24 protein-coding genes, 1 tRNA gene and 1 pseudogene are annotated in these 24343 nt (G+C 61.8%); 9 read left to right on the plus strand and 17 right to left on the minus strand.

Going from position 1 to position 24343, the window contains the following annotated elements; translation table 11 throughout:
- Nucleotides 1-19: 19 nt before the first annotated feature.
- The 3 genes from ROG8370_RS02680 to ROG8370_RS02690 are packed head-to-tail and all read right to left on the minus strand — an operon-like array spanning nt 20 to nt 2906.
- Nucleotides 20-1027, minus strand: coding sequence for a YcjF family protein (locus tag ROG8370_RS02680; RefSeq protein ID WP_085825536.1), 1008 nt, complete (start codon nt 1025-1027; stop codon nt 20-22).
- Nucleotides 1024-1494, minus strand: a complete 471-nt coding sequence (locus tag ROG8370_RS02685; protein WP_085825537.1) for a GNAT family N-acetyltransferase — start codon at nt 1492-1494, stop codon at nt 1024-1026. Before ROG8370_RS02685 ends, ROG8370_RS02680 begins: the two co-directional genes overlap by 4 nt.
- On the minus strand, nt 1491-2906 hold the full coding sequence (locus ROG8370_RS02690; protein ID WP_085825538.1) for a YcjX family GTP-binding protein: 1416 nt from the start codon (nt 2904-2906) through the stop codon (nt 1491-1493). The genes ROG8370_RS02685 and ROG8370_RS02690 overlap by 4 nt, the downstream gene beginning before the upstream one ends.
- Nucleotides 2907-3112: 206 nt before the next feature.
- Between ROG8370_RS02690 and ROG8370_RS02695 the strand changes: the two genes are divergently transcribed.
- Nucleotides 3113-3733 carry a thiamine phosphate synthase gene (locus ROG8370_RS02695; protein WP_085825539.1) on the plus strand — a complete coding sequence of 207 codons (621 nt, stop codon included), beginning with the start codon at nt 3113-3115 and terminating at the stop codon, nt 3731-3733.
- Here ROG8370_RS02695 and olsA read toward each other — a convergent pair whose 3' ends face one another.
- From olsA to ROG8370_RS02710, 3 genes are all read right to left on the minus strand, one after another.
- Nucleotides 3734-4567 (minus strand): lyso-ornithine lipid O-acyltransferase, encoded by an 834-nt coding sequence (gene olsA, locus ROG8370_RS02700; protein ID WP_085825540.1) that lies wholly within the window; start codon nt 4565-4567, stop codon nt 3734-3736.
- Complete coding sequence (olsB, locus tag ROG8370_RS02705; protein WP_085825541.1) at nt 4564-5331, minus strand: L-ornithine N(alpha)-acyltransferase; 768 nt, start codon at nt 5329-5331, stop codon at nt 4564-4566. The genes olsA and olsB overlap by 4 nt, the downstream gene beginning before the upstream one ends.
- 121 nt (nt 5332-5452) lie before the next feature.
- On the minus strand, nt 5453-5635 hold the full coding sequence (locus tag ROG8370_RS02710) for a DUF3553 domain-containing protein (RefSeq protein ID WP_085825542.1): 183 nt from the start codon (nt 5633-5635) through the stop codon (nt 5453-5455).
- A 26-nt stretch (nt 5636-5661) separates the two neighbouring features.
- Between ROG8370_RS02710 and ROG8370_RS02715 the strand changes: the two genes are divergently transcribed.
- On the plus strand, nt 5662-6261 hold the full coding sequence (locus tag ROG8370_RS02715; protein ID WP_139838023.1) for a histidine phosphotransferase family protein: 600 nt from the start codon (nt 5662-5664) through the stop codon (nt 6259-6261).
- Between the two features lie 68 nt (nt 6262-6329).
- Here ROG8370_RS02715 and ROG8370_RS02720 read toward each other — a convergent pair whose 3' ends face one another.
- The 9 genes from ROG8370_RS02720 to ROG8370_RS02760 all read right to left on the minus strand — a co-directional run bounded on the left by ROG8370_RS02720 (nt 6330) and on the right by ROG8370_RS02760 (nt 13854).
- Nucleotides 6330-7595 carry a glutamate-5-semialdehyde dehydrogenase gene (locus tag ROG8370_RS02720; RefSeq protein WP_085825544.1) on the minus strand — a complete coding sequence of 422 codons (1266 nt, stop codon included), beginning with the start codon at nt 7593-7595 and terminating at the stop codon, nt 6330-6332.
- 48 nt (nt 7596-7643) lie between these two features.
- Nucleotides 7644-8750: a glutamate 5-kinase gene (gene proB / locus ROG8370_RS02725; RefSeq protein WP_085825545.1), complete on the minus strand. Its 1107-nt coding sequence runs from the start codon at nt 8748-8750 to the stop codon at nt 7644-7646.
- Nucleotides 8738-9778, minus strand: a complete 1041-nt coding sequence (gene obgE, locus ROG8370_RS02730; protein WP_085825546.1) for a GTPase ObgE — start codon at nt 9776-9778, stop codon at nt 8738-8740. The genes proB and obgE overlap by 13 nt, the downstream gene beginning before the upstream one ends.
- A gap of 31 nt (nt 9779-9809) precedes the next feature.
- Nucleotides 9810-10349 (minus strand): GNAT family N-acetyltransferase, encoded by a 540-nt coding sequence (locus tag ROG8370_RS02735; RefSeq protein WP_085825547.1) that lies wholly within the window; start codon nt 10347-10349, stop codon nt 9810-9812.
- Nucleotides 10346-10951 carry a LysE family translocator gene (locus ROG8370_RS02740; protein WP_085825548.1) on the minus strand — a complete coding sequence of 202 codons (606 nt, stop codon included), beginning with the start codon at nt 10949-10951 and terminating at the stop codon, nt 10346-10348. The genes ROG8370_RS02735 and ROG8370_RS02740 overlap by 4 nt, the downstream gene beginning before the upstream one ends.
- Before the next feature lie 84 nt (nt 10952-11035).
- Nucleotides 11036-11305, minus strand: coding sequence for a 50S ribosomal protein L27 (gene rpmA, locus ROG8370_RS02745; RefSeq protein WP_085825549.1), 270 nt, complete (start codon nt 11303-11305; stop codon nt 11036-11038).
- An 11-nt stretch (nt 11306-11316) separates the two neighbouring features.
- Nucleotides 11317-11973 (minus strand): 50S ribosomal protein L21, encoded by a 657-nt coding sequence (locus tag ROG8370_RS02750; protein ID WP_085825550.1) that lies wholly within the window; start codon nt 11971-11973, stop codon nt 11317-11319.
- Nucleotides 11974-12172: 199 nt separating this feature from the next.
- Nucleotides 12173-13012, minus strand: a complete 840-nt coding sequence (locus tag ROG8370_RS20465) for a hypothetical protein (RefSeq protein WP_085825551.1) — start codon at nt 13010-13012, stop codon at nt 12173-12175.
- Complete coding sequence (locus tag ROG8370_RS02760) at nt 13009-13854, minus strand: DUF2059 domain-containing protein (protein ID WP_085825552.1); 846 nt, start codon at nt 13852-13854, stop codon at nt 13009-13011. The genes ROG8370_RS20465 and ROG8370_RS02760 overlap by 4 nt, the downstream gene beginning before the upstream one ends.
- Before the next feature lie 131 nt (nt 13855-13985).
- Between ROG8370_RS02760 and ROG8370_RS02765 the strand changes: the two genes are divergently transcribed.
- The 5 genes from ROG8370_RS02765 to ROG8370_RS02780 all read left to right on the plus strand — a co-directional run bounded on the left by ROG8370_RS02765 (nt 13986) and on the right by ROG8370_RS02780 (nt 18498).
- Nucleotides 13986-14075, plus strand: a tRNA-Ser gene (locus ROG8370_RS02765).
- 149 nt (nt 14076-14224) lie between these two features.
- Nucleotides 14225-15421, plus strand: a complete 1197-nt coding sequence (locus tag ROG8370_RS02770) for a tyrosine-type recombinase/integrase (RefSeq protein WP_085825553.1) — start codon at nt 14225-14227, stop codon at nt 15419-15421.
- Nucleotides 15418-15573 (plus strand): hypothetical protein, encoded by a 156-nt coding sequence (locus tag ROG8370_RS20470; protein WP_170925160.1) that lies wholly within the window; start codon nt 15418-15420, stop codon nt 15571-15573. Before ROG8370_RS02770 ends, ROG8370_RS20470 begins: the two co-directional genes overlap by 4 nt.
- Nucleotides 15557-15847 (plus strand): hypothetical protein, encoded by a 291-nt coding sequence (locus tag ROG8370_RS02775; RefSeq protein ID WP_212580046.1) that lies wholly within the window; start codon nt 15557-15559, stop codon nt 15845-15847. The genes ROG8370_RS20470 and ROG8370_RS02775 overlap by 17 nt, the downstream gene beginning before the upstream one ends.
- Before the next feature lie 320 nt (nt 15848-16167).
- Nucleotides 16168-18498, plus strand: coding sequence for a Tex family protein (locus ROG8370_RS02780; RefSeq protein ID WP_085825627.1), 2331 nt, complete (start codon nt 16168-16170; stop codon nt 18496-18498).
- Nucleotides 18499-18567: 69 nt separating this feature from the next.
- Here the strand turns inward: ROG8370_RS02780 and ROG8370_RS02785 are convergent, their stop codons facing one another.
- Together ROG8370_RS02785 and ROG8370_RS02790 are read right to left on the minus strand one after the other, a co-directional pair.
- Entirely contained in the window at nt 18568-18975 is a 408-nt protein-coding gene (locus ROG8370_RS02785; RefSeq protein WP_085825554.1) for a toxin-activating lysine-acyltransferase, read from the minus strand.
- Nucleotides 18976-19070: 95 nt separating this feature from the next.
- Entirely contained in the window at nt 19071-19691 is a 621-nt protein-coding gene (locus ROG8370_RS02790; RefSeq protein WP_139838024.1) for a hypothetical protein, read from the minus strand.
- Nucleotides 19692-19765: 74 nt separating this feature from the next.
- Here ROG8370_RS02790 and ROG8370_RS02795 point away from each other — a divergent pair, with 74 nt between their 5' ends.
- The gene (locus ROG8370_RS02795; RefSeq protein ID WP_085825556.1) at nt 19766-24247 is read left to right on the plus strand and encodes a calcium-binding protein; all 4482 of its coding nucleotides are present in this window, start codon (nt 19766-19768) and stop codon (nt 24245-24247) included.
- Nucleotides 24225-24299: pseudogene (locus ROG8370_RS21370) on the plus strand (hypothetical protein); the annotation flags it as partial. The gene ROG8370_RS02795 and the pseudogene ROG8370_RS21370, both read left to right, overlap by 23 nt.
- Between the last annotated feature and the right edge of the window lie 44 nt (nt 24300-24343).

Raw genomic sequence — 24343 nt, forward strand, 5'->3', positions numbered from 1 at the left:
TTCAGTGGCGCGCGGCACCCTAGCCTTGCCCAAAAAGCCCGGTCAACGCCCGTTTGACAAGCCCCGTCACCGAAGGCCGACGCCTGCGCACAAACGGCAGGGGGCGACAGACCTCGATGGTGGCAACCCCGACCCGCGCGGTCAGCGCGCCATTGACCACGCCCTCGCCGAAACGGCGCGAGAGCTTTGAGACAAGGCCGCCGCCTGCGACGCTGCTGATCAGGTCATCGCCCACCGCCACCGCGCCGGTGGCCACCAGATGGGACATGACCGCACGCGCCAGCCGCCAGCTTCCCAGAACCCCGGCACGCCCGCCATAGATTTCGGCCACCCGCCGGATCATCCGCAGATTGGCCACAAGCGCGCCGACCACATCGGCAAGGGCGAGCGGCACGAGCGCCGTCACCGTCGCCACTAGCCGCGCCGCACTTTCGACCTCGCGCAGGGCGAGCGCATCCAGTGGCGTCAAAAGCTCTGCCTCGGCCAGTCCGATCAAAGCCTCGGCGTCAAACTGTTCGGGGGCGCGCTCCTTGAGCCGTTCAAGGCCCCAGCGGGCCTCGTCTCGTGTGCTGTAAAGCGCCTGCATCCGGGCCACGACATCCCGCGCCTGCCCCAGATCGCCGCCCGCAAGTGCGGCCACCGCCGCGCGATTAAGGGCATCGAGCCGACCCAACCGCGCAAAACCGGCCATCTCGCGCAGACCAAGCATAAGCGCAACGATCAAAAGCCCCACGCCCATTGCCACCACGGCGTAGCCAAGCAGCGGCGCGCGCGCGATCAGGCCAAAGGCAAAATCCCAGGCCGCGACCGACACGACCGCCCCGATAAGGCCAAGCGCAAGCGCCCAGAAGGCGCGACCCAAGCGCGACGGTGCGCGCGCGGTGCCGGTGATCGCCGCCTGCATCGCGCGCCCCTGCGGCAGGGGCGCCTCGATCTCGGGCACCGGGGGCGCGCGGTCCGGGCCGGGCGCTTCTGCACTCTCGTCCAGCTCGATCAGCACCGGGCCGGTTGATTTTCCATTGCTCATTCGGCTGCCCCCTCTTCGGACGTCCAGACCATCAGGATATCAGGCAGGTTTTCGTCATTGCCATAGCCCGGACTGCGCCCGCATTCGATAAACCCGTTGGCGCCGTAAAACGCCTGAGCCTTGGTGTTGGCCTCAAGGACCCACAAATCGAGCGCCTCAACTTCGGCCTTGGCCTCGGCCAAAAGTGCGCGGCCTATGCCCTTGCCGCGCTGATCCGGATGGACATAAAGCGCATGGATGCGGCGGCCGTCGCGCACGATAAAGCCGACCACGCCATCGCCATCCTTGAGCACCCGTACCCAGCCCCAGCGGATCACCCTGAAAAATGTTCTAAGGTCTTCGCGGCGCGTGCGCACCTGCGGCAACCAGGGTGTCTCGCGGGTAAAGCGCCACAGGATCACCGCAAGATGCGGCAGATGCCAGAGCCGCGCCGGGCTTGGCGCCGATGCCAGAGCAGCAAACGTCATAACCTGTCGCCGATCAGAAACTCTGCGGCGCGGTCAAGCCGGATGTGCGGCGGCCCCTCGCCCGGTCGCAAGTTGAGGCGCGCGGGCGCAAACCGCATCACGTTGTATTCGCCGTCAAGCCAGCCTGTGGCGCCAGAGCGCGAGGCCGACAAAAGCACGCCGGGATCATCCGGCAAGGCACCGGGATATAGCACCGCCTGTTTGCCGCTGTCCAAAAGCCTGCCGCGCACACAATCAAGATCGCGCCCCTCGTGCTTTAGCTGTTCCTCGATTGTGGCGCGCAGGGCCGCAATCGCCATGGCCTCGGTCTCGGCCCCGGCAAAATCGGCCCGGTCGCGGGCCTCGCGCATCAGCGCGGCCATGATCGCGGTCAGTTGCGGGTGCTGATTGTGATGCAGATGATCGGCCTTGGTTGCCGCAAACAGGATCTTCTCGACCCGTTTGCCGATCAAAAGCCGGGTCAGAAAGGCGTTTTTGCCGGGGCGAAAAGTACCCAGGATATCGGCCATGGCGCGGCGCATGTCCTCGACGGCCTGCGGGCCCTTGTGGATCGCATCGAGCGCATCAACAAGCACCACCTGCCGGTCGATCCGCGAAAAGTGATCGCGGAAAAACGGGCGCACGACGTCGCGCTTATAGGCCTCGTAGCGGCGCGCCATCTCGGCGCGCAGGCTTTTGCGCGGGCCCGCAGGCCCCTCGGGCAAAGGCGCGAAGGTCACCACTGGCGAGCCGGCCAAATCGCCGGGCAGCAAGAAACGCCCCGGCGTGCAGTCGTAAAACCCGGCATCGCGCGCGGCGTGCAGATAGGCGGTAAAGCCCTGCGCCAGCCCCTGCGCCACGGGTTCCTGCAGGGGCGCGGCAGGATCCACCCCGCCAAGCGCCGCAAGATAAGCGCCCGCCTCGGGGCGCTTTTCGATCCGCGCCAGAACCTCGGCCGACCAGACCTCGTAGGATTTATCCATCAGCGCCAGATCAAGCAGCCACTCACCGGGATAATCGACGATATCGAGATGCACCGTGCGCGGCCCTGTCACCCCCGCCAAAAGGCCGGTCGGGCGTACGCGCAACGAAAGGCGCAACTCGGATACTGCGCGCGTGCTTTCGGGCCAATGCGGCTCGGGCGCGGTGAGGGCCGCGAGGTGATGCTCGAAATCAAAGCGCGGCAGGGTGTCATCGGGCTGTGGCTGAAGGAAAGCGGCCGCGATGCGCCCCTCGGAGGCCGCGAAAAGCCCCGGCATCCGCCCGCGATCCATCAGGTTGGCGACAAGCGAGGTGATGAACACCGTCTTGCCCGCGCGCGCAAGCCCGGTGACGCCAAGGCGCACCACCGGCTCGAACAGCGCGCCCGACACCCGGTCGCCAAGTCCTTCGACACCGCGCGTCAGCCCCTCGGCCAGCTGTGAAATAACCAAACACCCGCCCCTTTACACCCGTTTGGCATAAGATAGACCCACCGACCGACACATGCTAGGGGGGCAAGCCGCTGGTTTCTTCGGCAAAACACGGCGCGCGCGGCATCGCGGGTCATTGAGTATTTATGGAATGGTGAAAGCCGATGCCAGTGATAGCCAAAGCGATTTTTCCGGGTTATACGGGCGGAAATTTGAGGAGCCCAGACATGCCCGAAACCGAGCAGCCGCAGATCTATCTGATCACCCCACCCGAGTTTGAGCTTAGCCGCTTTCCCGAGGCCCTCGCGCGGGTCCTGGATTCGCAAGACGTGGCTTGCGTCCGCCTTGCCCTGGCGAGCCGCGACGAAGACCGCATCGCGCGCGCCGCCGATGCCTGTCGCGAGGTGACCCATGAGCGCGACATCGCACTGGTGATCGACACGCATGTTCTGATGGTGGAGCGGCTTGGGCTTGACGGGGTTCACCTGCTTGATGGCGCACGCACGGTGCGGTTTGCGCGCAAGGAACTTGGCGATGATGCGATCATCGGAAGCTTTTGCGGCACCTCGCGGCATGACGGGATCAGTGCCGGCGAAGCGGGCGCGGATTACATCAGCTTCGGCCCGGTCGGCGCCTCGGCGCTTGGCGATGGCAGCCAGGTCGAGGAAGAGCTTTTTGACTGGTGGTCGAAGATGATCGAACTGCCGGTCGTGGCCGAAGGCGCGCTTGACGCAGCCCTCGTGGCACAGCTTGCCCCGATGACCGATTTTTTCGCCTTCGGGGATGAAATCTGGCAGCAGGATGATCCGGTCGCGGCGCTTGCCACTCTTGTCGCGGCAATGGCCTAGTTACCGACCCTGGCGATCCTTTGGCATGGCCGCGCGCACCGTGTTTTCAACATGCGCGGCCAATGTCTTTCTGTCGCTGAAATCATCAACCTTTAGAGGCGGATGATAGATGACCTTAACGTGCCCCTGCCGCCCTGCGGCCAACACCCGCAGCGCATGCGCGCCAAAGGTCATATCCCCCCACCAGGCGTAAAATCGCGGGTCCTGATTCTGCGGGGCGTGATAGATCACGGTCACCGGCTGAACAAAGATTTCATGGCGGATATTTTCACTGAAGAACGCCTGAAAAAGTGTTGATTTAAAAGGTAAAACGCGCAGTCCGTCGGTCGAGCTTCCTTCCGGGAAGAACAGAAGCTTATGGCCAGCCAGAAGCCGCCCTTCAAACACCTCTGTTTGGGCGCGTGCCTGCCTGGGGTCGCGATTGATGAAGACGGTCCCGGTGATCCGCGCCAAAAACCCGACCCCCGGCCATGTCGCGACCTCGGATTTTGAAACGAAATACACCCGCTTGCGCGCATTGAGAGCGAAAATATCCAGCCATGACGCGTGGTTGGCGACTACAGCACCGGCATGGGGCATCGGCGCGCCCTCAACCTCATGGCGCATTCCGAGCACGATAAAGGCCATCCAGCAGACCCATTGGGTAATGTAGGGCGTCCAGGGGCGATGCAGCTTGTAGAGAGGTTGCTCAATCAGCCGTAACAGGGCGCTGAGCACGACCCCGATGAGCAGGATGCAGACCAGGACCGAGCCCCGCAAAACCGCGCGCAAAACGCCCGCCGGGCCAAGCCGGACGACGGCGGGTGGCTCAGTTGAACGCCAGGTGACGCTCACCTTGTAAGCCCCTTTGAATAAATGGATTTCTTTTGATCGTTCAAGCGCTCTGTATCCATGACAAGACAGACATCCGTGGTGTTGAACTGATGATCAATATACGCACCCTCACCGACATGGCCACCCATCCTGAGATAGGCCTTGATCAGGGCGGGGATCTCCAGCATCGCCGCGCGCCGATCGAGGGCATCGGCAGGAATGAGGTTCATGGTCTGAAAATGCTCACGACGGGCGCGCACGCGACTCTCGGGTGGGGCAAGGTAGCGGTGATGCAAAAGCGACAGGGGCTGCGCCAACCTGCCGGGGTCCGTGCCGTGAAAGCTTGCCACACCAAACAGAATTTCTACCTTATGATCAAATACATACGCGGCCAAGCTATTCCAAAGATGAAACATGCCCGGTCCGCCACGATAGGGTTTGGCAAGGCAGGACCGCCCCAACTCCATCAGCCGCCGCCCGCTGGTGCGCAGAACCGAGAGGTCATATTCGTCCTCGGAGTAATACTGACCGGCGCGCCGGGCCTGATCATCGCGCAACAGTCGATAAACCCCGACCACAGCCCCGCCTTGCGCATCATCCAGCAAAAGAAGGTGGTCGAAATAGGCGTCAAAACGATCAACCTCAAGCCGCGCGTCGTGATCGACCATCGGACCGGTGGCGCCCAATTCCTCGACAAACACCTCGTAGCGCAGGCGTTGTGCGGCCTGCAATTCCTGCGGGGTCGATGCAAGTTTGACGCGAAAGATCGGGGATTTGGCGGGCATTTCGCTCTCGGGTTTGCGGGCTTTGGCGAGGGTTTAGGCAAGCTGCCGGGCAATGACAACGCGCGTTAAAGGCGCATCTGGCCGAAAAGGCTGGCCAGTGTTAACCTTTTGCTAACCATGTTCATGGATCAAAGACAGGAACAAGTTCCACCCGCGTGCCGTCGATCACCACTTTGCCGACCTCTCGAAAGTTAACGGTGATGCGGCCCGCGATATTTGATTGCACCTGGCCGGTGCCCCAATCAGGCTGCTGAGGATGGCGGACGAGCATCCCCGGTTCCAGTATCGAATTCATATCGCTCATGTCGCGCCCTGCTTCGGAGAATACCTTTGAACAATCATAGTCAGACCCTCGCCGCATTGATAGGCTCTCGTATCTGTCATGACCTGATCAGCCCTATGGGCGCGGTCACCAACGGGCTGGAATTGCTGGAACTTTCCGGCATGGGCGCCTCGCCGGAAATGGCGCTTATCTCAGAGAGTGCGGCCGATGCAAATGCGCGAATTCGCCTGTTCCGGCTGGCCTTTGGCACCGCGTCCAACGGCCAGAGCGTGCGCAGTGAAGACCTTGGCGATATCCTTGGTACGATCTATCGCACCGGGCGAATCGCGCTTGATTATGGCCTCACGGGCACAGTGACACAGCCCCTTGCTCAGGCGGTTGCGTTAAGCCTTTTATGCGCGGAACAGACCATCCCCTTTGGCGGCACCCTCACGGTCACCCAACAAGAGGGGCAGTTCGAGGTAACGGCAAAAGGCGGGCGGCTTCAGATCAATGACCTGCTGTGGAACAGCCTTGGCGTAATGGCCCCCGCGCCCGAAGTGACCCCGGCGCAGGTGCAGTTTCTCCTCTTGCCAGAGCGACTCGCCGCGCTTGGGCGCACGCCAGAGGTGGAGCACGGCGAAACCGGGCTGCGCCTGCGCTTTTAGAGGGCGTCGCCTTCATTCGAATTCACGCGACCCCCTCCAACCTGTTGATGTCGCATGTTCGAGAAGCTCTAGGCACGCGTCGTTCCATCGCCATCGACCAGATATTTGAAACTGGTGAGCTGTGCCGCGCCCACCGGCCCGCGCGCATGCATCTTGCCGGTGGCGATACCAATTTCCGCGCCCATGCCGAATTCGCCGCCATCGGCGAATTGGGTCGAGGCATTGCGCATCAGGATCGCGCTGTCGAGGCGGGCAAAGAACTGGTTCGCGGCAGTGTCATCCTCGGTGATGATGCAATCGGTGTGGTTCGAGCCATAGCGCCGGATATGGGTGATCGCGGCGTCAAGATCATCGACCACCTTGGCGGCGATGATGCTATCGAGATACTCACAGCCCCAGTCGTCATCCGTGGCGGCGGTGGTGCCCTCGATGGCGCGCAGGGTTTCATCGGCGCGCACCTCGACGCCCGCATCCAAAAGCGCGCGCACCACGCCCTGACCGATGGTTCCGACGATATCGCGGTGGATCAAAAGACACTCGGCCGCACCACAGATACCCGTGCGCCGGGTCTTGGCATTCACCACCACGCGCAGGGCCTTTTCGGGGTCGGCCTCTTTGTCGATATAGATGTGCACGATGCCTTCCAGATGAGCAAAAACCGGCACCCGCGCCTCGCGTTGCACAAGGCCGACAAGGCCCTTGCCACCGCGCGGCACGATCACATCCACCGTATCGGTCATTGTCAGCAAGGCCTGCACTGCGGCCCGGTCGCGGGTCGGCACAAGCTGAATGGCATCCTCCGGAAGACCGGCGGCGCGCAACCCCGCCACGAGGCAGGCGTGTATCGCGCCTGACGAGTGAAAGCTTTCGGAGCCGCCGCGCAGGATCACGGCATTGCCGGATTTCAGACAAAGCGCCCCGGCGTCCGCCGTCACGTTCGGGCGGCTTTCATAGATCACGCCAATCACCCCCAAGGGCGTGCGCACACGCCGGATGTGAATGCCGGTGGGCTGATCCCATTCGGCCAGAACCTCGCCCACCGGATCATCCTGTGCGGCCACCGCGCGCAGGCCCTCAACGATGCCCTTGATGCGGCTCTCGTCCAGCGCAAGGCGATCCATCATCGCCTCGCTCAGCCCCTTGTCGCGGCCATAGGCTAGGTCTTTTTCGTTGGCGGCAAGAATATCGGCGCGCCCCTCCCAGACCGCATCGGCGGCGGCCTCAAGCGCGGAGCGCTTGGCCTCGGGGCTGGCGACGGCCAGATCGGCGGCGGCGGCCTTGGCGCGCGCGCCTATATCGGCCATCAGGGCCGCAATATCGAGGGTCTCTGTCATGTCACACTCTCCTCTTCGGGGCTTGCGTGTTGATATCCCTAAGGACCTCTAAAATGCCATGTCGTCGCGATGCATCAAGGGCCCGCGCGCCGCATGGCCAAGCACGGCCTCGATCTGATCCGAGCGCAGCCCGCTGATTTTCTGCGCATCCGCGCCGTCATAGCGGGTAAGCCCCTGTCCCAGCGTGCGCCCGGCCTCGTCGACGACCTCGACCGGATCACCGCGCCCGAAGGTGCCGCTGACCTGAAGAACACCGGCGGGCAACAGGCTGCTGCCCGAGCGCAGCGCCTTGGCCGCGCCGTTGTCCACCACGACCCGGCCCTTGGGCTTCATGGCGGCGATCCAGGCCTTGCGCTTTTGCTGCGGGTCGCCCTGGGCCAGGAACCATGTGGCGGCGGCACCCTCTTCAAGCGCCTTGATCGGGTGCAGAACCGCGCCCTGGGTGATCGCCATGTCGCAGCCGCCCGCCGTGGCGGTCTTGGCCGCCATAAGCTTGGTTTTCATGCCGCCCTTGGACAGGCCCGACCCGGCATCGCCGGCCATCGCCTCGATCTCGGGGGTGATCACCTCGATCACGTCAAACCGCGTGGCGCTTGGGTCTTGGCCCGGATTGGCGGTATAGAATCCATCGACGTCCGACAGCAGGATCAATTGATCCGCACCCGCCGTCACGGCCACCTGCGCCGCCATGCGGTCATTGTCGCCATAGCGGATTTCATCGGTCGCGACGGTGTCGTTCTCATTGACGATCGGCACCGCGCCGAGGCGCAACAGCTGTTCCAGCGTGGCGCGCGAATTGAGGTAACGGCGTCGGTCGGCGCTATCCTCCAGGGTGACAAGAACCTGCGCAGAGGTGATGCCAAGCGCACCAAGCGCCTGATCATAGGCCCCCGCAAGGCGGATTTGCCCCACGGCCGCCGCGGCCTGGCTTTGCTCAAGCGACAGCTCTGTTGCCGGCAGGCCAAGCACCCCGCGCCCAAGCGCGATCGAACCCGATGAGACAAGGATAACGTCGGTGCCGCGCGCGCGCAGGCGCACCACGTCCTCGGCAAGCGCGCGCAGCCAATCGGCGCGCAATTCGCCGCTGACGCGGTCGACCAACAGGGCCGAGCCGATCTTGATGACAAGTCGTTTGGCGTTGCTTACGGTTGCCACGGCGCGGGTTCTTCTTCGGTGGTGATCTTGTGGCGCAGGCGGTCATCGTCGATCTGCGTGCGCAGGGTACGCAGCACATCGACCACCCCCTCGCGCGACACGCCCGACATCATCAAAACCGGCCCGCCAGAGGCCTCTTCAAGCTCGGCGCAGGCCGCCGCGCGCTCTTCATCGTCAAGCGCGTCGATCTTGTTGAGGGCAGTCACACGCGGCTTATCGGCAAGGTCACCGCCATAAAGCTCAAGCTCGTTGATGATGGTGTGATAATCCTCTGCAATGGTGTCGGATGTGCCGTCAATCAGGTGCAACAGAACCGCGCAGCGCTCGACATGGCCCAGAAACAGGTCGCCAAGCCCCTTGCCCTCGGAGGCGCCACCAATCAGGCCGGGGATATCTGCCACGACGAATTCAACCTCGTCGACGCCAACGACGCCAAGGTTGGGGTGCAGCGTGGTAAAGGGATAATCGGCGATTTTCGGCCGCGCATTCGATGTGGCCGCCAGAAAGGTCGACTTGCCGGCATTCGGCAAGCCCAACAGCCCGACATCGGCAATCAGCTTGAGGCGCAGCCAAAGCGTGCGCTCGACGCCCTCTTGGCCCGGATTGGCGCGGCGCGGGGCCTGGTTGACGCTGGTCTTGAAGTGCAGGTTGCCAAAGCCGCCATTGCCGCCCTTGGCCAATAGCACGCGTTGGCCAAGCTCGGTCATATCCGCGACAACGGTTTCCATATCCTCGTCAAGAATTTCGGTGCCCACGGGCACGCGCAACACGATGTCATCGCCGGTATACCCGGTGCGCTGACGACCCATGCCGGGCTGACCGCTTTTGGCAAAGAAATGCTGTTGATAGCGAAAATCAATCAGCGTGTTGAGACCGTCGACCGTCTCCGCCCAGACCGAGCCGCCATTGCCGCCGTCGCCGCCATCCGGCCCACCATATTCGATGAACTTTTCACGCCGAAAGCTGACACAGCCGCCGCCGCCGCCGCCGGACCGGATATAGACCTTTGCGAGATCAAGAAATTTCATGTGTCATCCTTTCGCAAAGGCCAATATAGCCTCAGTCCGCTTTTCTGCTATAGGTCCAGGTCGTCACCTTGGCGCCACGTGCGACGCAAAAGGTCTCGGCATCCCCAAGATACTGAAATCCGCAATTGGTCAAGACCCGCGCCGAGGCGGCATTGTCCTGAAACACGCTTGCAAAGGTGGTGCGCGCAGTATGCGGATTGGCCGCCAGCAAGGCCTCTACCGCCATCGAGGCGACGCCGGTATTCCAATAGGCGGGCGCGACCCAATAGCCGACTTCAGACTGATCGCGATCAAGCCGCACCAAGCTTATCAGCCCCATGAGCTCTGATCCACCAACCTTGCTTGCGTCCATCGCCCAGAAATCCTCGGTCCGGTCGTCGCCATGGGCGCGGGCAATGATCGCTTCGGTGGTGCCGGGGGGCAAGGGATGCGGAATGCTGCTGGTGCTCATCGCCACGCGGGCATCGCTTGCATACATTTCGATAAGCCCTGCATCCGACGCCCGAAGCGGGCGCAGATCAAAGCGGTCGGTTTCAATCACCGGCTGATTCACGATCATCTCAAGTTTCATGCGCGTCCTCCTCCAAAAAGCACGAAGAGAACCGAGGCCACGGTCAGCGCCGCCAAGGTCCACATCAGGTATTTTTCGACCGGCGTTCCGGCCACCGTCTGGGCAATCCGATCCCCGCCATAGGTCCAGATCGGATGAAGAATGGCCTGTAAGCCAAACAAACAAATGGCAATCCAGACGGTCGCCTGCAAGGCCGGCGTGCCCGGTGTCACGAAATTGGTAAATCCCGTGACAATCATCGCCCAGGCCTTGGGATTGAGCGGATGCACAATCAGCCCGGCCATGAAACCCGGCGGCGTTTCAACCGATTTGCCGCCGTCAAGGCGCAGATGCGCCACCTTCCAGGCCAGCCAGCAGATGTAAGCCGCCGATATCCACTTGAGCGCCGAAAAGATCACCGGGGCCTGCGCCGCCAGTTCCATCAGGCCAAAGCCGATCGGCCAGATGATCAACTGCTTGCCAAACGCCACGCCCGCCACGAACGGCAAAGCCGCGCGAAACCCAAAGCGCGCACCGGTGGCCAAAAGCGCCATATTGGCCGGCCCCGGCGTGCTCACCTGGCTTGCGCCAAAGGCCAGAAAGCTGATCACGGCAACGCTCATCACGGGTTGCCTCCTGCGCAAAAATGAAAAGGGACCGGCGGTATCGCCGATCCCCTTGATGTGTTCAACAACCTTAAGGTCAGCTTATTCAGCGGCCTCCGCCACTGGCAGAACCGAAATAAAGGTACGGCCCTTGAGGCCCTTGTGAAACTTCACAGCGCCTTCGACCTTGGCGAAGATCGTGTGATCCTTGCCTTCGCCAACGCCCTGACCCGGCCAGAACTTGTTGCCGCGCTGACGCACGACAATGTTGCCCGGGATCACAGCTTCGCCGCCATATTTCTTGACGCCAAGGCGACGGCCGGCAGAATCGCGACCGTTACGGGATGAACCGCCTGCTTTTTTATGTGCCATCTGGTCTCTCCTTAGCCTTTTGCCAGCTCGATGGCCTGTGCGATCCAGTCTTCACGACCGACACGACCTTTGAACGACAGTTTCTCTTCGATTGCTTCCACGTCCGCATCGGTCCATGCCGCAATCTGTGCAAAGGTTGTGATACCTTCACCATGCAGTTTCTTCACGATCACCGGACCAACGCCGGAGATCTTCGAAAGGTCGTCACCACCGGCGGCGGCTTTCGCGGCCTTCTTGGGTGCGGCGGCAGCTTTGGGCGCTGCGGCTTTCTTGGCGGGCTTGTCAGCCGCGGAGATTGCCGTTGCCGAAACCGAACCGGAGCCGATTGCGGCTTTAACGCCGGACTTGTCGCCGCCATTTGCCATAATCTCGGTGATGCGCAGCAGGGTAAGCTGCTGGCGGTGGCCTTTAGTGCGCTGCGAGCCGTGCTTACGACGACGCTTTACGAAATGGATGACCTTGTCACCCTTGACCTGATCAACGACCTCGGCCTGAACCGCGGCACCCTCGATGAAAGGCGCACCGACAACAGGTGCGTCGCCGCCCAGCATCAGAATCTCGTTAAATTGAACTTTTTCACCGGCATCTGCTGCAAGCTTTTCAACACGAAGCATGTCCCCTGAGGACACCTTGTACTGCTTGCCACCGGTCTTGAGGACCGCAAACATTGCATTTCCTTTTCCGTCTCCGCGCTCTGTGGTCCCCGAAATTCCGGGTGTTTCCGGCCTTATGGCCACCTCGAACTGCGCGCCCCTGGGGCGTCATTCAAAAACAAACCCGGCAAGATCATCCCGCCGGGTTGCGCGCTTATTCGGGAAAGCCGGGTAAAAGTCAAGGGTCATCGCCCCTGTCTTTGCACGATATCGCCTATAAATCCTCGCCCTGCATCTGAAGCGCGACGGCAAGGCCAAGCTTATAGGACAGATCTTCGTACATGCCATCGTAGGCGGCGAAAAACGCCCGGTTCAGATCGCGCCCGACCGGGCTTTTATAAAGGGCGATATAAGCCTCAAGCTTGCTGCGCGCCAGCGGTTGATAGGCCATCACCAGAAAAGAGCGCAGCCAGGTTTCGGTTTGCTTGCGCATGTCCTCTTCCTGCGCCCAGATATCGGCGAGCATCTCGTCCTGCGGCAAATCAAGCGCGCCACCATCTGCAAGGCCAGTGTAAAACACCAGATTGGCATTCAGCGCCCCGGTCACATTGCGCTCGATCAGGTCACTGTCGTCGATAAAGACATCCACACGCTCGACCAGAACATCGCCGTCCCGGACCATCTGGTCGTAAAGCTTTTCTGTAGCCGCCTCGATTTCGGGGTCAAGCAGGGATTTGCGCGCCGCCAGTTCAAGCGCCACGATCTCGTGCCCCGGCCCCTCGAAGAACGCCAGAAGCGGCGCCAGATCAACCCCGTCAAGCGCCGCAGCAAAGCCCTCGGTGACCTTGGCCTGCATGGTCACGGGGTCGTACACTTGGGCCACGATCGCGTCCCAGCGGGCAAGCTCGGCCTCGGCCAGCATCTCTTGCCCGACCTCGCCGCCATAGCGCTGCCCCTCGTCGCGCATGATCTCGATGGTTTCCTCAAACCGCAGCGCAGCAATCAGCCGGTCGATCTCTTCGGCGCGATCCGCCAAGGCCGGGCCCGCCAGCAGGACCAGACCGGCCAAACATCCCAAAAGCGCCCGCCACGTGATGCGCGCCGCCTGCCTCATAGCTCCTGACCGGGGTGCATATCGGCCATCCGAGCCGCCAGAACCTCGAACCGCCCGGCCATGATCTCGTATTGCACGGCATTCATGAGCTCGTACACCCGCGCCATCAGCGGATGTTCAAGTGCGTCGACATAGGCCCGAAGATCATCAGTGCTCAGATCCTGATAGGTATAGGCCGCATTGGCGAGCGCCGAGACGCGCAGGGCCTCGCGCAGGTCATCCTCGCCCTCGGCCAGCATCGCACGCAGCGTGCCCTCGTCCAGTTCCGCCTCAAGCACCCCCGCATAAGAGGCCGCCAGCAAGAAGCGCAGCTGAATTTCCTGCACCGCACGCACGCCTGACCCGGCCCCGTCAACGGCGGCGTTCATGTCCTGCAAGACCTTGATCCGCGTGTCATCGGCCTCGGCCAGCAAGGTCTTGCCCTCGGCCCGCTTGGCCACGTCATCCTCGATCATATGCGAGGCATTCTCGACCGCGACAAGGCGCTGCCCAAGCTCAGAGGCGTAAAAATCCGCCGCATGGGCCAGCATCTCGTCGCTGAGCGTTCCCGACAGGATCTCAAGCCCGGTCTCGCGCATCCGGGCCGTATCGAACACCTCGCCCGCCACCCGCGCCCAGTCATGGCCGAAGTCGCTCGCCGAAAGGCCGAGCATCATTGGCGCATCGGCGGCGGCAAGCGCGATGCTGTCAAGCGCCACGCCAAATCCGGTCACCTCAAGAAACGCCTCAAGCCGGTCCCGGTCGGCCGCGCGCAGCGGCATGAGGCCGATCATCACCATCAGCGCGCCGAGAAACACGATCCTCGCCAAGCGCGGCACCTGGCGCATCTGGGTCAAAAGCATTGCGGTTCGTCCTTCTTCGGGGGGCTGAAAATGCAGATGCAACCAACCTAGGCAATTTATCCCGACAAACAACGCAAAACCCCTTGCCCCCCCCGCCAAAGGCAATTAAACGCCCCCCACCAGACCCCCGCGGAGAGGTGCCGGAGTGGTCGAACGGGGCGGTCTCGAAAACCGTTGATCCTGCAAGGGATCCCAGGGTTCGAATCCCTGTCTCTCCGCCAACGTACCTTTTGCATTGGTTTCACTGGATCGCTTTCAGCGATAATTTTTCCTTATTTTAATGACTATAGCGGCATTTATTCTTTGTGTTGGCTTTCTTTCGATTGTGCCTGTATTCTTACCTTGAGTGGTATGGAATGTGGTATTTTTGATGGCCCTGACTGGAAAGCTGACAAAGCGGTTGGTCGAGAATCTCGGCCCCGGTCGGCATGGCGACGGCAACGGGCTTTATCTCGTTGTGGACCCGTCGGGCGCCCGGCGCTGGATCGTGCGCGTCGTGGTCAAAGGTCAGAAGAACAAGAAAGGCGCTCCCCTGAGAACTGACTTTGGTTTGGGCGGGGCTGATATTGTCACGCTGAATCAGGCACGCGAACGGGCGCTGGAATATCGGCGTATGGCCAAACAGGGTTTGAACCCGCGATTTAATGCGGCTCGTGAAATCCCAACATTTGAAGAAATCGCCCAACAGGTTCACATTGACCGGATGCCAACCTGGAAGAATGCCAAGCACGGCGCGCAATGGATCAACACCTTGCGCGACTATGCATTTCCCAAAATGGGGCGGATGCCCGTCGATAGCATTGACCAGCCCGAGGTGCTGATGTGCCTGTCGCCAATCTGGACCGAAAAGCACGAAACCGCGCGGCGGTTGGCGCAACGGATCAAGATCGTTCTGGACGTGGCCAAGTCGAAAGGATTTCGGTCTGGCGAAAATCCGGTGACTGCAATCAAAGAAGCTCAGGTCTTACCAAAGGTGAAGGCCAAGCCAAAGCACCACAAGGCGATGGCGTGGCAGGATGTGCCAGCCTTCTATGCCGATTTGAAATCCCGCAATGCAATGGCCGCCAAGACGCTGATGTTTACCTGCCTGACCGGATCACGCACGGGTGAGGTTTTGGGAATGCGATGGGACGAGATTGATGCCGAGGCGCGGTTGTGGACTTGTCCCGCCGTCCGAATGAAGACAGGAGTGGATCACCGGGTGCCGCTGACGGATGAAATGCTGTCAATCATCGAGCCGCTGCGCGCCATGCAATCAGAGTATGTGTTTGAAGGCCAGAAGCGTCACAAGCCGCTGTCGAACATGTCGATGCTGATGCTGTTGCGCCGGATGAAGGTAGACGGTGTCACCGTGCATGGGTTCCGCTCGACGTTCCGCGATTGGGCCTCTGAGGTTGCCAATGCACCACGCGAGGTTGCGGAAATGAGTTTGGCGCATACCATTGGGTCGAATGTAGAGCGGGCTTATGCGCGGTCTGATTTGCTCGAAAAGCGACGGGCGCTGATGGAACGCTGGTCGGAGTTTGTGGCGCCCCAAACGGCAGGTAATCTGAGTGAGGTTAAATGAGTGATTCAAAGAAACGACTGGTGGACTTTGAAAAACCAAAAGAACGGCCATCGGTAAAATTTATCAGAGAAACCATTGAAGAAATCATCAACGGAAACACGCCGTCTACCACCCCTCGCCGAGCAGCACCGGATCGTGGCAAAGGTCGATGAACTCATGGCGCTGTGTGATCAGTTGGAACAGGCCCGCGCGGGGCGTGAGGCGGTGCGGGATCGGCTGACCACCGCCAGCCTCGCCCGCCTGACCACCCCCGATACCGATGTGAAAACCTTCCAATCCCACGCCCGCTTTGCCCTGCAATCCCTCCCCACCCTCACCACCCGACCCGACCAAATCAAAACCCTCCGCCAAACCATCCTGAACCTCGCCGTGCGCGGCAAGCTAGTAGGGTGTTATCGTCTCAAGATTGTCCACGGCGCTGTCTAGGGTCAATGCGCCATGGCCGCTCGCCTCCGCGCTGTCGGGCGCCGGTGCGTCATCCGGTACCGCGCCGTTATCTTCTGCCATAGCGACGATGCCCGCATCCAAATTTTTCATTGCCTTCGGGATGCCCCGGTAGAGAGCCCCCCAAACCCACATATGACCACGCCACAGATCAAAACAGCCTTGAACCGAAAGGCAAACGGTCGCTCGGGCGTGAGTGGTGCCGTTACTGAGACCGATTTTCTTCTTTCCCGCACGCATGGGCTTGGCGGCCCTTGCCTGTGGCGCTATCACGGCCTTCCGAGCACATGAAGGAGCCCGCCATGACCGCCGTCGCAGATCGCATTGCCCGCACGATTGCCACCGATATCGGCGCCCGCCCAGAACAGGTCACGGCGACGGTCGCCCTGCTTGATGGCGGCGATACGGTGCCCTTTGTGGCGCGCTATCGCAAAGAGGTCACCGGCGGGCTTGATGACACGCAGCTGCGCAAGCTGGCCGAGCGGCTCGATTATCTGCGCGATCTGGAAAAGCGGCGCGCAAGCATCCTTGGCGAGATCAAATCGCAGGGCAAGCTGACCGATGATCTGGCCCGCGCGATTGCCGGGGCAGACACAAAATCGGTGCTCGAAGACCTCTATCTTCCGTTCAAGCCCAAGCGGCGCACCAAGGCGATGATCGCGCGCGAAAACGGGCTTGAGCCGCTGTTGCACGCCATTCTTGCCGAGCGCGCCGCCGATCCTGCCGTGCTGGCGCAGGCCTATCTTTCCGAGGCGGTGCCGACCCAGAAGGACGCGCTGAACGGCGCGCGCGATATCCTTGTCGAAACCTTGGGCGAAAACGCCAACCTGCTGGGCCGTCTGCGCGAGGTCATGCAGAAAGAGGCCCTGATCACCGCGAAGGTGAACACCGGAAAGGAAGAGACCGGCGCAAAGTTTTCCGACTATTTCGATCATAGCGAAACATGGGCGACGATCCCGTCGCACCGCGCCCTCGCCATCCTGCGCGCCTCGAAAGAAGAGATCGTGACCCTCAACATCGCGCCCGAGCCGGACACCGGCCTGCCCCGCGTGATTGGCATCGTTGCCGCCGAGATCGGCATTCAGGGCGACGGCCCGGGTGACATCTGGCTGCGCGAGGCCGCGCGGTGGGCCTGGAGTGTCAAGCTGAGCCTGACGATGTTCATGGACCTGATGACCGACCTGCGCCGCCGCGCCCATGACGCCGCGATCGACGTCTTTGCCCGCAACCTGCGCGATCTGTTGCTGGCCGCGCCTGCGGGCGCGCGCGCGACCCTGGGCCTTGATCCCGGCATCAGGACAGGCTGCAAGATTGCCGTCGTCGATGAGACCGGCAAATTGTTGGACACGGCGACGATCTATCCGTTCCAGCCCCGCATGGATGTGCGCGGCGCGGAAGAGACCCTGACCCGGATGATCACCAAGCACGGCGTGGCCCTGATCGCCATCGGTAATGGCACCGCCAGCCGCGAATCCGAGCGCCTCGTGGCCGATGTGATCAAGCGCCTGCCCGTCGGCAGCCCGCGCCCGACGCCGGTCATCGTCTCCGAGGCCGGCGCCTCGGTCTATTCGGCGTCCGAGCTGGCCTCGCAGGAGTTTCCCGATGTCGACGTGTCCATTCGCGGTGCGGTCTCTATCGCCCGCCGCTTGCAAGACCCGCTGGCCGAATTGGTGAAGATCGAGCCGCAAGCCATTGGTGTCGGGCAGTATCAGCATGACGTCGATCAGCGCCGCCTTGCCCAATCCCTTGCGGCGGTGGTCGAGGATGCGGTGAACGCGGTCGGGGTCAACCTCAACATGGCCTCGGCGCCGCTCTTGTCGCATATCGCGGGCCTCGGGCCGTCGCTGGCGCAGGCCGTTGTGGCGCATCGCGATGCCAATGGCCCGTTTGCCAGCCGCAAGGCCCTGCTCAAAGTGCCCGGTCTTGGCCCCAAGGCGTTTGAGCAATGCGCGGGCTTCCTGCGGATCACCGAAGGGTCAGAGCCGCTCGATGCCTCCTCGGTTCACCCCGAGGCTTACGGCGTGGCGCGCAAGATCGTGGCGGCCTGCGGGCGCGATATCCGCGCGATCATGGGCGACAGCGGCGCCCTCAAGGGCCTGCGCGCCGAGCAATTCGTCGACGACAGCTTTGGCTTGCCCACGGTGCGCGATATCCTGACCGAGCTGGAAAAGCCGGGCCGCGATCCGCGCCCCACCTTCAAGACCGCCAGTTTTGCCGAGGGCATCGACAGCATCACCGATCTCAAGCCAGGCATGTCGCTTGAGGGCACGGTGACCAATGTCGCGGCCTTTGGCGCGTTTGTCGACATCGGGGTGCACCAGGATGGGCTTGTGCATGTGAGCCAGCTTGCCGATCGCTTTGTCAAAGATCCCCACGAGGTGGTCAAAGCCGGCGATGTGGTGCGCGTGCGCGTTACCGAAATCGACGTCCCGCGCAAGCGCATCGGTCTGAGCATGCGCAAGGATGGCGGTACGACCCCGCCGCCGCGCGGACGCGAGACGGACAAACCCAAAGCCGCCCGCGGGCCTAAATCCGGATCGGCGCGCCCCGCTCAAGCCAGCCCCGCCCAGGCCAAGAGCCAGGGCGCCTTCGGCTCTGCCCTCGCGGACGCCATGAAACGGCGTGACAGCTAAACGATCACCGGGCTTGCCACGGGGCTTGCGGAACCGCATGCTGCGGTCCGTCTCAGGGGCACGAAACCCTCAGTTGGCCCCGAATTGCCGCGTGCTCAGGCTGCCATCCTTCTTTATCATGAAGGCATGAAACGGCTGTTCGCCAAATTGCTGACGGTAGAGCGCATCAAGCAAGCCACCCACGACCCGTTGATCGCCGGGCGAATCGATGATCCAGAAATGATCGCCTGAATCCCAGTCGGGCATCGCCAGCACCGGCATTTGCGTCGCAGTCAGAAACTTCTGGTGCAATGCGTCACTGACCTTGGCCCAGAGAACCGCACCAAAAGGTGCGGGCATAACGGTTTTCGTATCGGCAAGCTGCATCGTCTTGCGGGCTATGGCATATTGACCGAATCCGATGGCCGGCATGGTTTTCAGATAGAGCGCATAGCCCGGCAAATCCTGGTATCGCGGGTCATTGCAAAAGACCGCCATAAGTTGAGCGGCATCTGCCCACCGCTCTGTCGGCGAGCGCTCGTTTGCTACCTCAAATTCAACGTCATCAATATTAAAGCCAATGATCAGCCTCCTTACTCGGTACGCTTACGGGATTGCTGATGGTATTCGCAGGCCATCGCGATGATGTCCAGACAATCCTGTTTGCCAAAATATGTCAGCGGGATCGTGGTGATCCCGTCATGGGTTACCGGCTCGATCCGGCCCTTGCGAATCGCATTCACCACACTGGCGCGTTGCGTCCATGACGGCCTGTCGTGGGGCGTGCGCGCGAGGACGAGCCCGCCAAAATCGCGGCCAGTCCCAAGAAAGTCAGCATCACGGCAAATCGTTGAAAAGTCTCGCAAATCATAGGCCGAAATGTCATTTTTCGTCGTCACGGTGATCGCCGCTGGATCGACGGTAATCTGATAGAGCCCGGCCTCGCTGTCGCGCAGAACGCCACGGCGATAGCGAATCTGGCGCAGCGGAGCGTAGGCAATAGCGGCGACCAGAACCATCGTGATGGCAAGGGGACTCAGGGCCGTCAGCACCGAGCCATAGTCGTACATCGGGAAAAAGAATGTCCCGACGCCAAGCGCCGCGAGCAAACCGGCAATTGCCAAAATCATGACCGGCCCGACCATGGCCACCTTTATCGAAGCCGCCTCGGGGGTGAAGAGCCTGCCGGTTTTCATTCTATCGTTGGTTGACACCCGCTTTCCCTCTCGCACTATACACGTAATTGTGAACTAGCCGAATTTAGTGGGCTCGGGAAGAGTGCCAGGTAATGAGTGCGGGCGGTGCAGGTGGCACCCAGGCAAACCAAAGCGGCTGCAGCCAGCTTGACGAGTTCAACAAGGCCTTCAACGAACTTCTGGGCGATTACGAACCGGAAAACTTCTTTCAGGCATTGCTCGTCAACAGCATCGGCAGCGGCATCGGCGTCGACCTGAAAAAGCTGTTCGCCGGTCTCTATAACGCGACGGGCCAAGGCATCAGCAACCTTGCGGATGGCGTCGGAAGTGGCGCGGCCGGTGTGACCGGCGGCACTGTCAACTCGGTCACCGGCACAGATTCGAGCGACCCCAACTTCGGCCTGTCGGCCGCAGATGTCGCGGCCATTGCCGCCTCGGTCGGTGCGGACCTTGCAGGCTCTGCCGCCACCACCGCCGCGCTTGCGGGCTCGGCCCTGGGCCCACTTGGCGCCGCCATTGCGGCCTTTGCCGCCGGTGTTGCGGCCGCCTCGGTCGTGGGGGCTATTTCCGGGATCGCCGCCAATGCCTTCGATCTGGCCAACGCCCGGCATCAGGAGTGTCTTGAAAACGAAGAACCACAGGAAGAAGAACCTGTTCCGGGTCATGAATCCCCGCTTGATTGCCCGCCTGTCTCGCCGCTGATCATTGATATGGATGGCGACGGCCTTGCGCAGAAAAACGGTTGGGTCAGCCCCGATGACGCGCTTTTGGTGTTTGACCGCGATGCCAGCGGCGGGATCGAGGATATTTCCGAGCTGTTCGGCAGCGCAACCGAAGACGGCCTTTCTGAATTGGCACGCGAAGTCAGCACCGAGGCGGCTTTCGCGGCTTTGGCAGATCCTGAAACCCTGCTGCTCGGCCTTATGAATTACGACGCCGAGTTGAACCGGGTCTCGATTGAAAGCGTGGCCAATGCGATTGGCACCGTCATCGACAATATGCCCGCCGACGCGGATGCGGAATATTTCGATCCGCTCTTCAGAAAGCTTGTCGGCCTTCAGCATCAGAATTCCGGTGGCGATGCCGCCGCGTTCCGGGGCTGGCTTGAAGAGCAGCTCACCGGCGTTACCGATACCGCACTGCGCGAGCTTGTCATCGAAATCGCGCTTGGCAATGCGGTGGCATCCGGCGCGGGCGGCGACAACCTTGTCGTCGGCGATGACCCGACACCGGACTTCCTCGTGCGCCAGCCCGATCCGGTCACCTCGATCCTCTCGGGCAGCGACGGCAACGACGGCAACGACGGCAACGACGGCAACGATACGCTTGATGGTCAGGCCGGGGGCGATGTCTATGTCTTCTCGGCCGGAGACGGTCAGGACGTGATCACCGAAACGATCCCCGACAGCAACGATTATCAGCTTGGCAATTTTGTCGCCGACCGGCTTATTCTGACCGATTCACGGCTGTCCGACATCACCTTCGAGCGCAATGTCGATGGCATCGTCATTGGCTTCAACGATGGTCTGGGCGGCTCTGTCACCTTTGCGGGACAAGGCGTATCGGATGTGCGTGGCGCCTATGGCGCGGCCGCTGTCGAGGGTGTCGAATTTTCCGATGGCACGCTTCTGCGCACCGATCTTATTGACCTGGTCGTGAACGGCGATCCTGATGGCTCGGTCTTTGGCAATGTCTATTTTGCCGCCGACGCCGATGTGAACGGCGATGTGTTCGGCAATCGGACCACCTCGATTGACAACGACGTCTTCGTTGGCGGCGCTGTCGCGGCCACGTTCCATGACGATATCGGTCATGATACCTATATCCTGCATGCGGGCGATGGCCTTGTGCGCATCGTTGACGCGGTGACCGATTTTGTTTCCATCAACAGCTTCGCCAACGATCAGGACATCCTGATCCTGCGCGATTATACCTTTGACCAGTTGACCTTTCAGCGGCAGGGCAACACCATGCGCGCCTTCGTCGAGGGCGCCCAAATCCTTGAGGTCGATCAACAGTATCGCGACATCAGCACCTTCGGGATCGAACGGGGCGACGGCGTCGAAACCATCGTCGACGCAAATGGCGACATCTTCACCCAGACCGACTGGGAAGACCGCACTGTCACCATCGGCACCGCTGGCAATGATTTCACGCGCGGGATCGACTATACCCGCAATGACGACAGCGTGTTTTACAACAACGATACCTACGACCTTGGCGCCGGTGACGACACCGGCACCGACAGCAGCGGCCCAGACACTTATTTCTATGGCTCAGGCGACGGAAACGATCTGATCCGGGATGAAACAAGCACCTTCCGCAATGACCCCGGCAACGACACCGACCGCCTGGTTCTTGAGGATCTGAACCGTGGCGATGTGCGTCTTGAACGCATTTTCGTCAACGCCAGCATCGACAGCGAGGTGTTTGTCCCCGACTTTGGCTATGGCGACCTTCTGATCACCGACCTTGCCACCGGCGAGGCGATCCAGGTGAAACGCCAGTTCAGTTCCGAACAGGGCGGCCTCGAAGAGCTTCAGTTTGCCGATGGCAGCCTGCTTGACCGCGAACAGATCGCGGCAGACTCCTTTGTGTTCGGAACCGTCAATTCCGACCAGATAAACATCAACAACAGCGCCGATTTCAGCAGTACCGCCGGACAGGTGACCGTTGTCATGAATGAAGGCGACGACCTTCTTGACGGGTTTGGCGACAATATCCGCGCGCTTTACAGCCTCGGCGATGGCTTTGACACCATGGCGGGCGTCAGCATTCTGGAATTCAGCGATGTCAACTCTGACGGTGTCCGTCTTCTGCGCACCGTTGATGCCCTGACCAACGATGACCTGCTGGAAATCCAGCTTCTCGCCACCGGTGAAACCATCACCTTCCGGCCGTCGTTCGGCGGGCCGGTCGGGCCGTTCCCGCCCCCCCTCGAACTGACAGCCTTCTCGACCTTCGCTGCGCCAGTTCTCAGCGTGAGCCCGGCCTTCCGTGACCTCCTGCCCGACCAGATCCGCTTTGCCAGTGGCCAGGTCTGGGACAAGGACGCCATTATTGCGGCGATCGAACTGCCGACAAGCGATGCGGCGGATCTCGTCCTCGGCACCGCCGACGACGACATGATCAACGGTATGGGCGAGGATGACCTGTTGGATGGCGGTCAGGGCAACGACCAGATCAGCGGTGGCCTCGGGGCCGACCAGGTGTTTGGCGGCGATGGCGACGATGTGCTGTTCATGTCCGAAGACGGCGATACAACGCTTGACGGCGGTGCAGGCAGTGATGCCGTCGACGCGGGTGGCCTTTCTGTTGGTGTGGCGATTGATCTGTCTGCCGGTGATGCCGCTGGCACACCGATCAGCAATGTCGAGAACGCTTTCGGCAGCGCCTTTGGCGATACCATCACCGGCGATGACAGCGATAATGTCCTTGATGGCCGCGCAGGCGATGATGCGCTCAACGGCCTTGGCGGCAATGACCTGCTGATCGGCGGGCGCGGCGCGGATACTCTTACCGGCGGCGACGGCATTGACACCGCGCCTTATACAACGTCGCGCGGCGGCGTGAGTGTCTCGCTGGCTGACGGCACCGGAACCAGCGGCGATGCGGCGGGGGATGTGCTTGACGGTATCGAAGACCTTACCGGCTCCAACTACTCGGATGTTCTGACCGGAGACGGCGGTGACAACCGGATCGACGGGCTGTCGGGAAGTGATGACATCAAGGGCGCGGTCGGCGATGACCTCCTGCTTGGCGGCTACGGAAGTGACACCGTCGAAGGCGGCGGCGGAAGTGACACCGTCGAAGGCGGCACCGGCATCGACCTTCTTGAGGGTGGTGATGGCAGCGATACCTATGACTGGGCCCGCGGCGACGGTGACGATGTCATCATCGACACCGGCCCGGCGTCGGACACAGACAGGCTCAACCTTCTGGGCGTTCTGCCTGCCGAGGTGCGATTTGTGCGCCAGGGCAACGACCTGAACGTGTTCATCGGCAGCACCGAAACCATCCGCATCCGCGATCAGTTCACCGGCGACGGGATCGAGGTGATCACCTTCGGCGATGGCACTTCGCTTGACCGGGCCGCGTTTGAACCTAGCGCCACCGTGCTGGCCAATCTCGCCCCGATCGCTCTTGAAGATGACGCGATCGAGGTCAGCGCCGCAGGCACGATCATTGCCGCCGCGACGCTTCTGGCCAATGACTATGATTACGAAGGCGAACAGATCAGCGTGACCGGCGTGTCTGGCGCGGTTGGCGGCACAGTGGCCCTCAACGGCGAAGGCGATATCGTCTTCACCGCCGATGGCAGCAGCCAGACACCGTCATTCACATATAGGGTATCGGATGGCGCCCAAAGCACGACCGCGACCGTCACCCTGACACTTGTGGGGAATTCGGCGCCCATCGCGCTCACGCCGCTGCTGGATCAGGCCTCGGACGAGGATCAGGCGGTGAGCTTTGCCCTCCCGGCGGATGCCTTTGGCGATATCGACGGCGATGCGCTGACACTTACGGCGACCCTCGCCGGGGGCGGCGGCTCTGCCCGCCGGGCTTGTCTTTGACGGCAGCAGCTTCACCGGCCAGCCGCCCGCAAACTTCAACGGCGCGCTCGACATCACCGTCACCGCAAGCGACGGCGATCTGAGCGCGACGCAGGG

The organism is Roseovarius gaetbuli (assembly GCF_900172365.1).
GTDB classification, from domain to species: Bacteria; Pseudomonadota; Alphaproteobacteria; order Rhodobacterales; family Rhodobacteraceae; genus Roseovarius; species Roseovarius gaetbuli.

What these genes read in the sequence shown, in the direction of transcription:
- ROG8370_RS02680 (WP_085825536.1), bottom strand. Translation starts at nt 1,027, where the DNA reads ATGAGCAATGGAAAATCAACCGGCCCGGTGCTGATCGAGCTGGACGAG.
- ROG8370_RS02685 (WP_085825537.1), bottom strand. Translation starts at nt 1,494, where the DNA reads ATGACGTTTGCTGCTCTGGCATCGGCGCCAAGCCCGGCGCGGCTCTGG.
- ROG8370_RS02695 (WP_085825539.1), top strand. Translation starts at nt 3,113, where the DNA reads ATGCCCGAAACCGAGCAGCCGCAGATCTATCTGATCACCCCACCCGAG.
- olsB (WP_085825541.1), bottom strand. Translation starts at nt 5,331, where the DNA reads ATGCCCGCCAAATCCCCGATCTTTCGCGTCAAACTTGCATCGACCCCG.
- ROG8370_RS02710 (WP_085825542.1), bottom strand. Translation starts at nt 5,635, where the DNA reads ATGAGCGATATGAATTCGATACTGGAACCGGGGATGCTCGTCCGCCAT.
- ROG8370_RS02720 (WP_085825544.1), bottom strand. Translation starts at nt 7,595, where the DNA reads ATGACAGAGACCCTCGATATTGCGGCCCTGATGGCCGATATAGGCGCG.
- obgE (WP_085825546.1), bottom strand. Translation starts at nt 9,778, where the DNA reads ATGAAATTTCTTGATCTCGCAAAGGTCTATATCCGGTCCGGCGGCGGC.
- ROG8370_RS02735 (WP_085825547.1), bottom strand. Translation starts at nt 10,349, where the DNA reads ATGAAACTTGAGATGATCGTGAATCAGCCGGTGATTGAAACCGACCGC.
- ROG8370_RS02740 (WP_085825548.1), bottom strand. Translation starts at nt 10,951, where the DNA reads ATGAGCGTTGCCGTGATCAGCTTTCTGGCCTTTGGCGCAAGCCAGGTG.
- rpmA (WP_085825549.1), bottom strand. Translation starts at nt 11,305, where the DNA reads ATGGCACATAAAAAAGCAGGCGGTTCATCCCGTAACGGTCGCGATTCT.
- ROG8370_RS02750 (WP_085825550.1), bottom strand. Translation starts at nt 11,973, where the DNA reads ATGTTTGCGGTCCTCAAGACCGGTGGCAAGCAGTACAAGGTGTCCTCA.
- ROG8370_RS20465 (WP_085825551.1), bottom strand. Translation starts at nt 13,012, where the DNA reads ATGAGGCAGGCGGCGCGCATCACGTGGCGGGCGCTTTTGGGATGTTTG.
- ROG8370_RS02760 (WP_085825552.1), bottom strand. Translation starts at nt 13,854, where the DNA reads ATGCTTTTGACCCAGATGCGCCAGGTGCCGCGCTTGGCGAGGATCGTG.
- ROG8370_RS02770 (WP_085825553.1), top strand. Translation starts at nt 14,225, where the DNA reads ATGGCCCTGACTGGAAAGCTGACAAAGCGGTTGGTCGAGAATCTCGGC.
- ROG8370_RS20470 (WP_170925160.1), top strand. Translation starts at nt 15,418, where the DNA reads ATGAGTGATTCAAAGAAACGACTGGTGGACTTTGAAAAACCAAAAGAA.
- ROG8370_RS02780 (WP_085825627.1), top strand. Translation starts at nt 16,168, where the DNA reads ATGACCGCCGTCGCAGATCGCATTGCCCGCACGATTGCCACCGATATC.
- ROG8370_RS02785 (WP_085825554.1), bottom strand. Translation starts at nt 18,975, where the DNA reads ATGGCGGTCTTTTGCAATGACCCGCGATACCAGGATTTGCCGGGCTAT.
- ROG8370_RS02795 (WP_085825556.1), top strand. Translation starts at nt 19,766, where the DNA reads ATGAGTGCGGGCGGTGCAGGTGGCACCCAGGCAAACCAAAGCGGCTGC.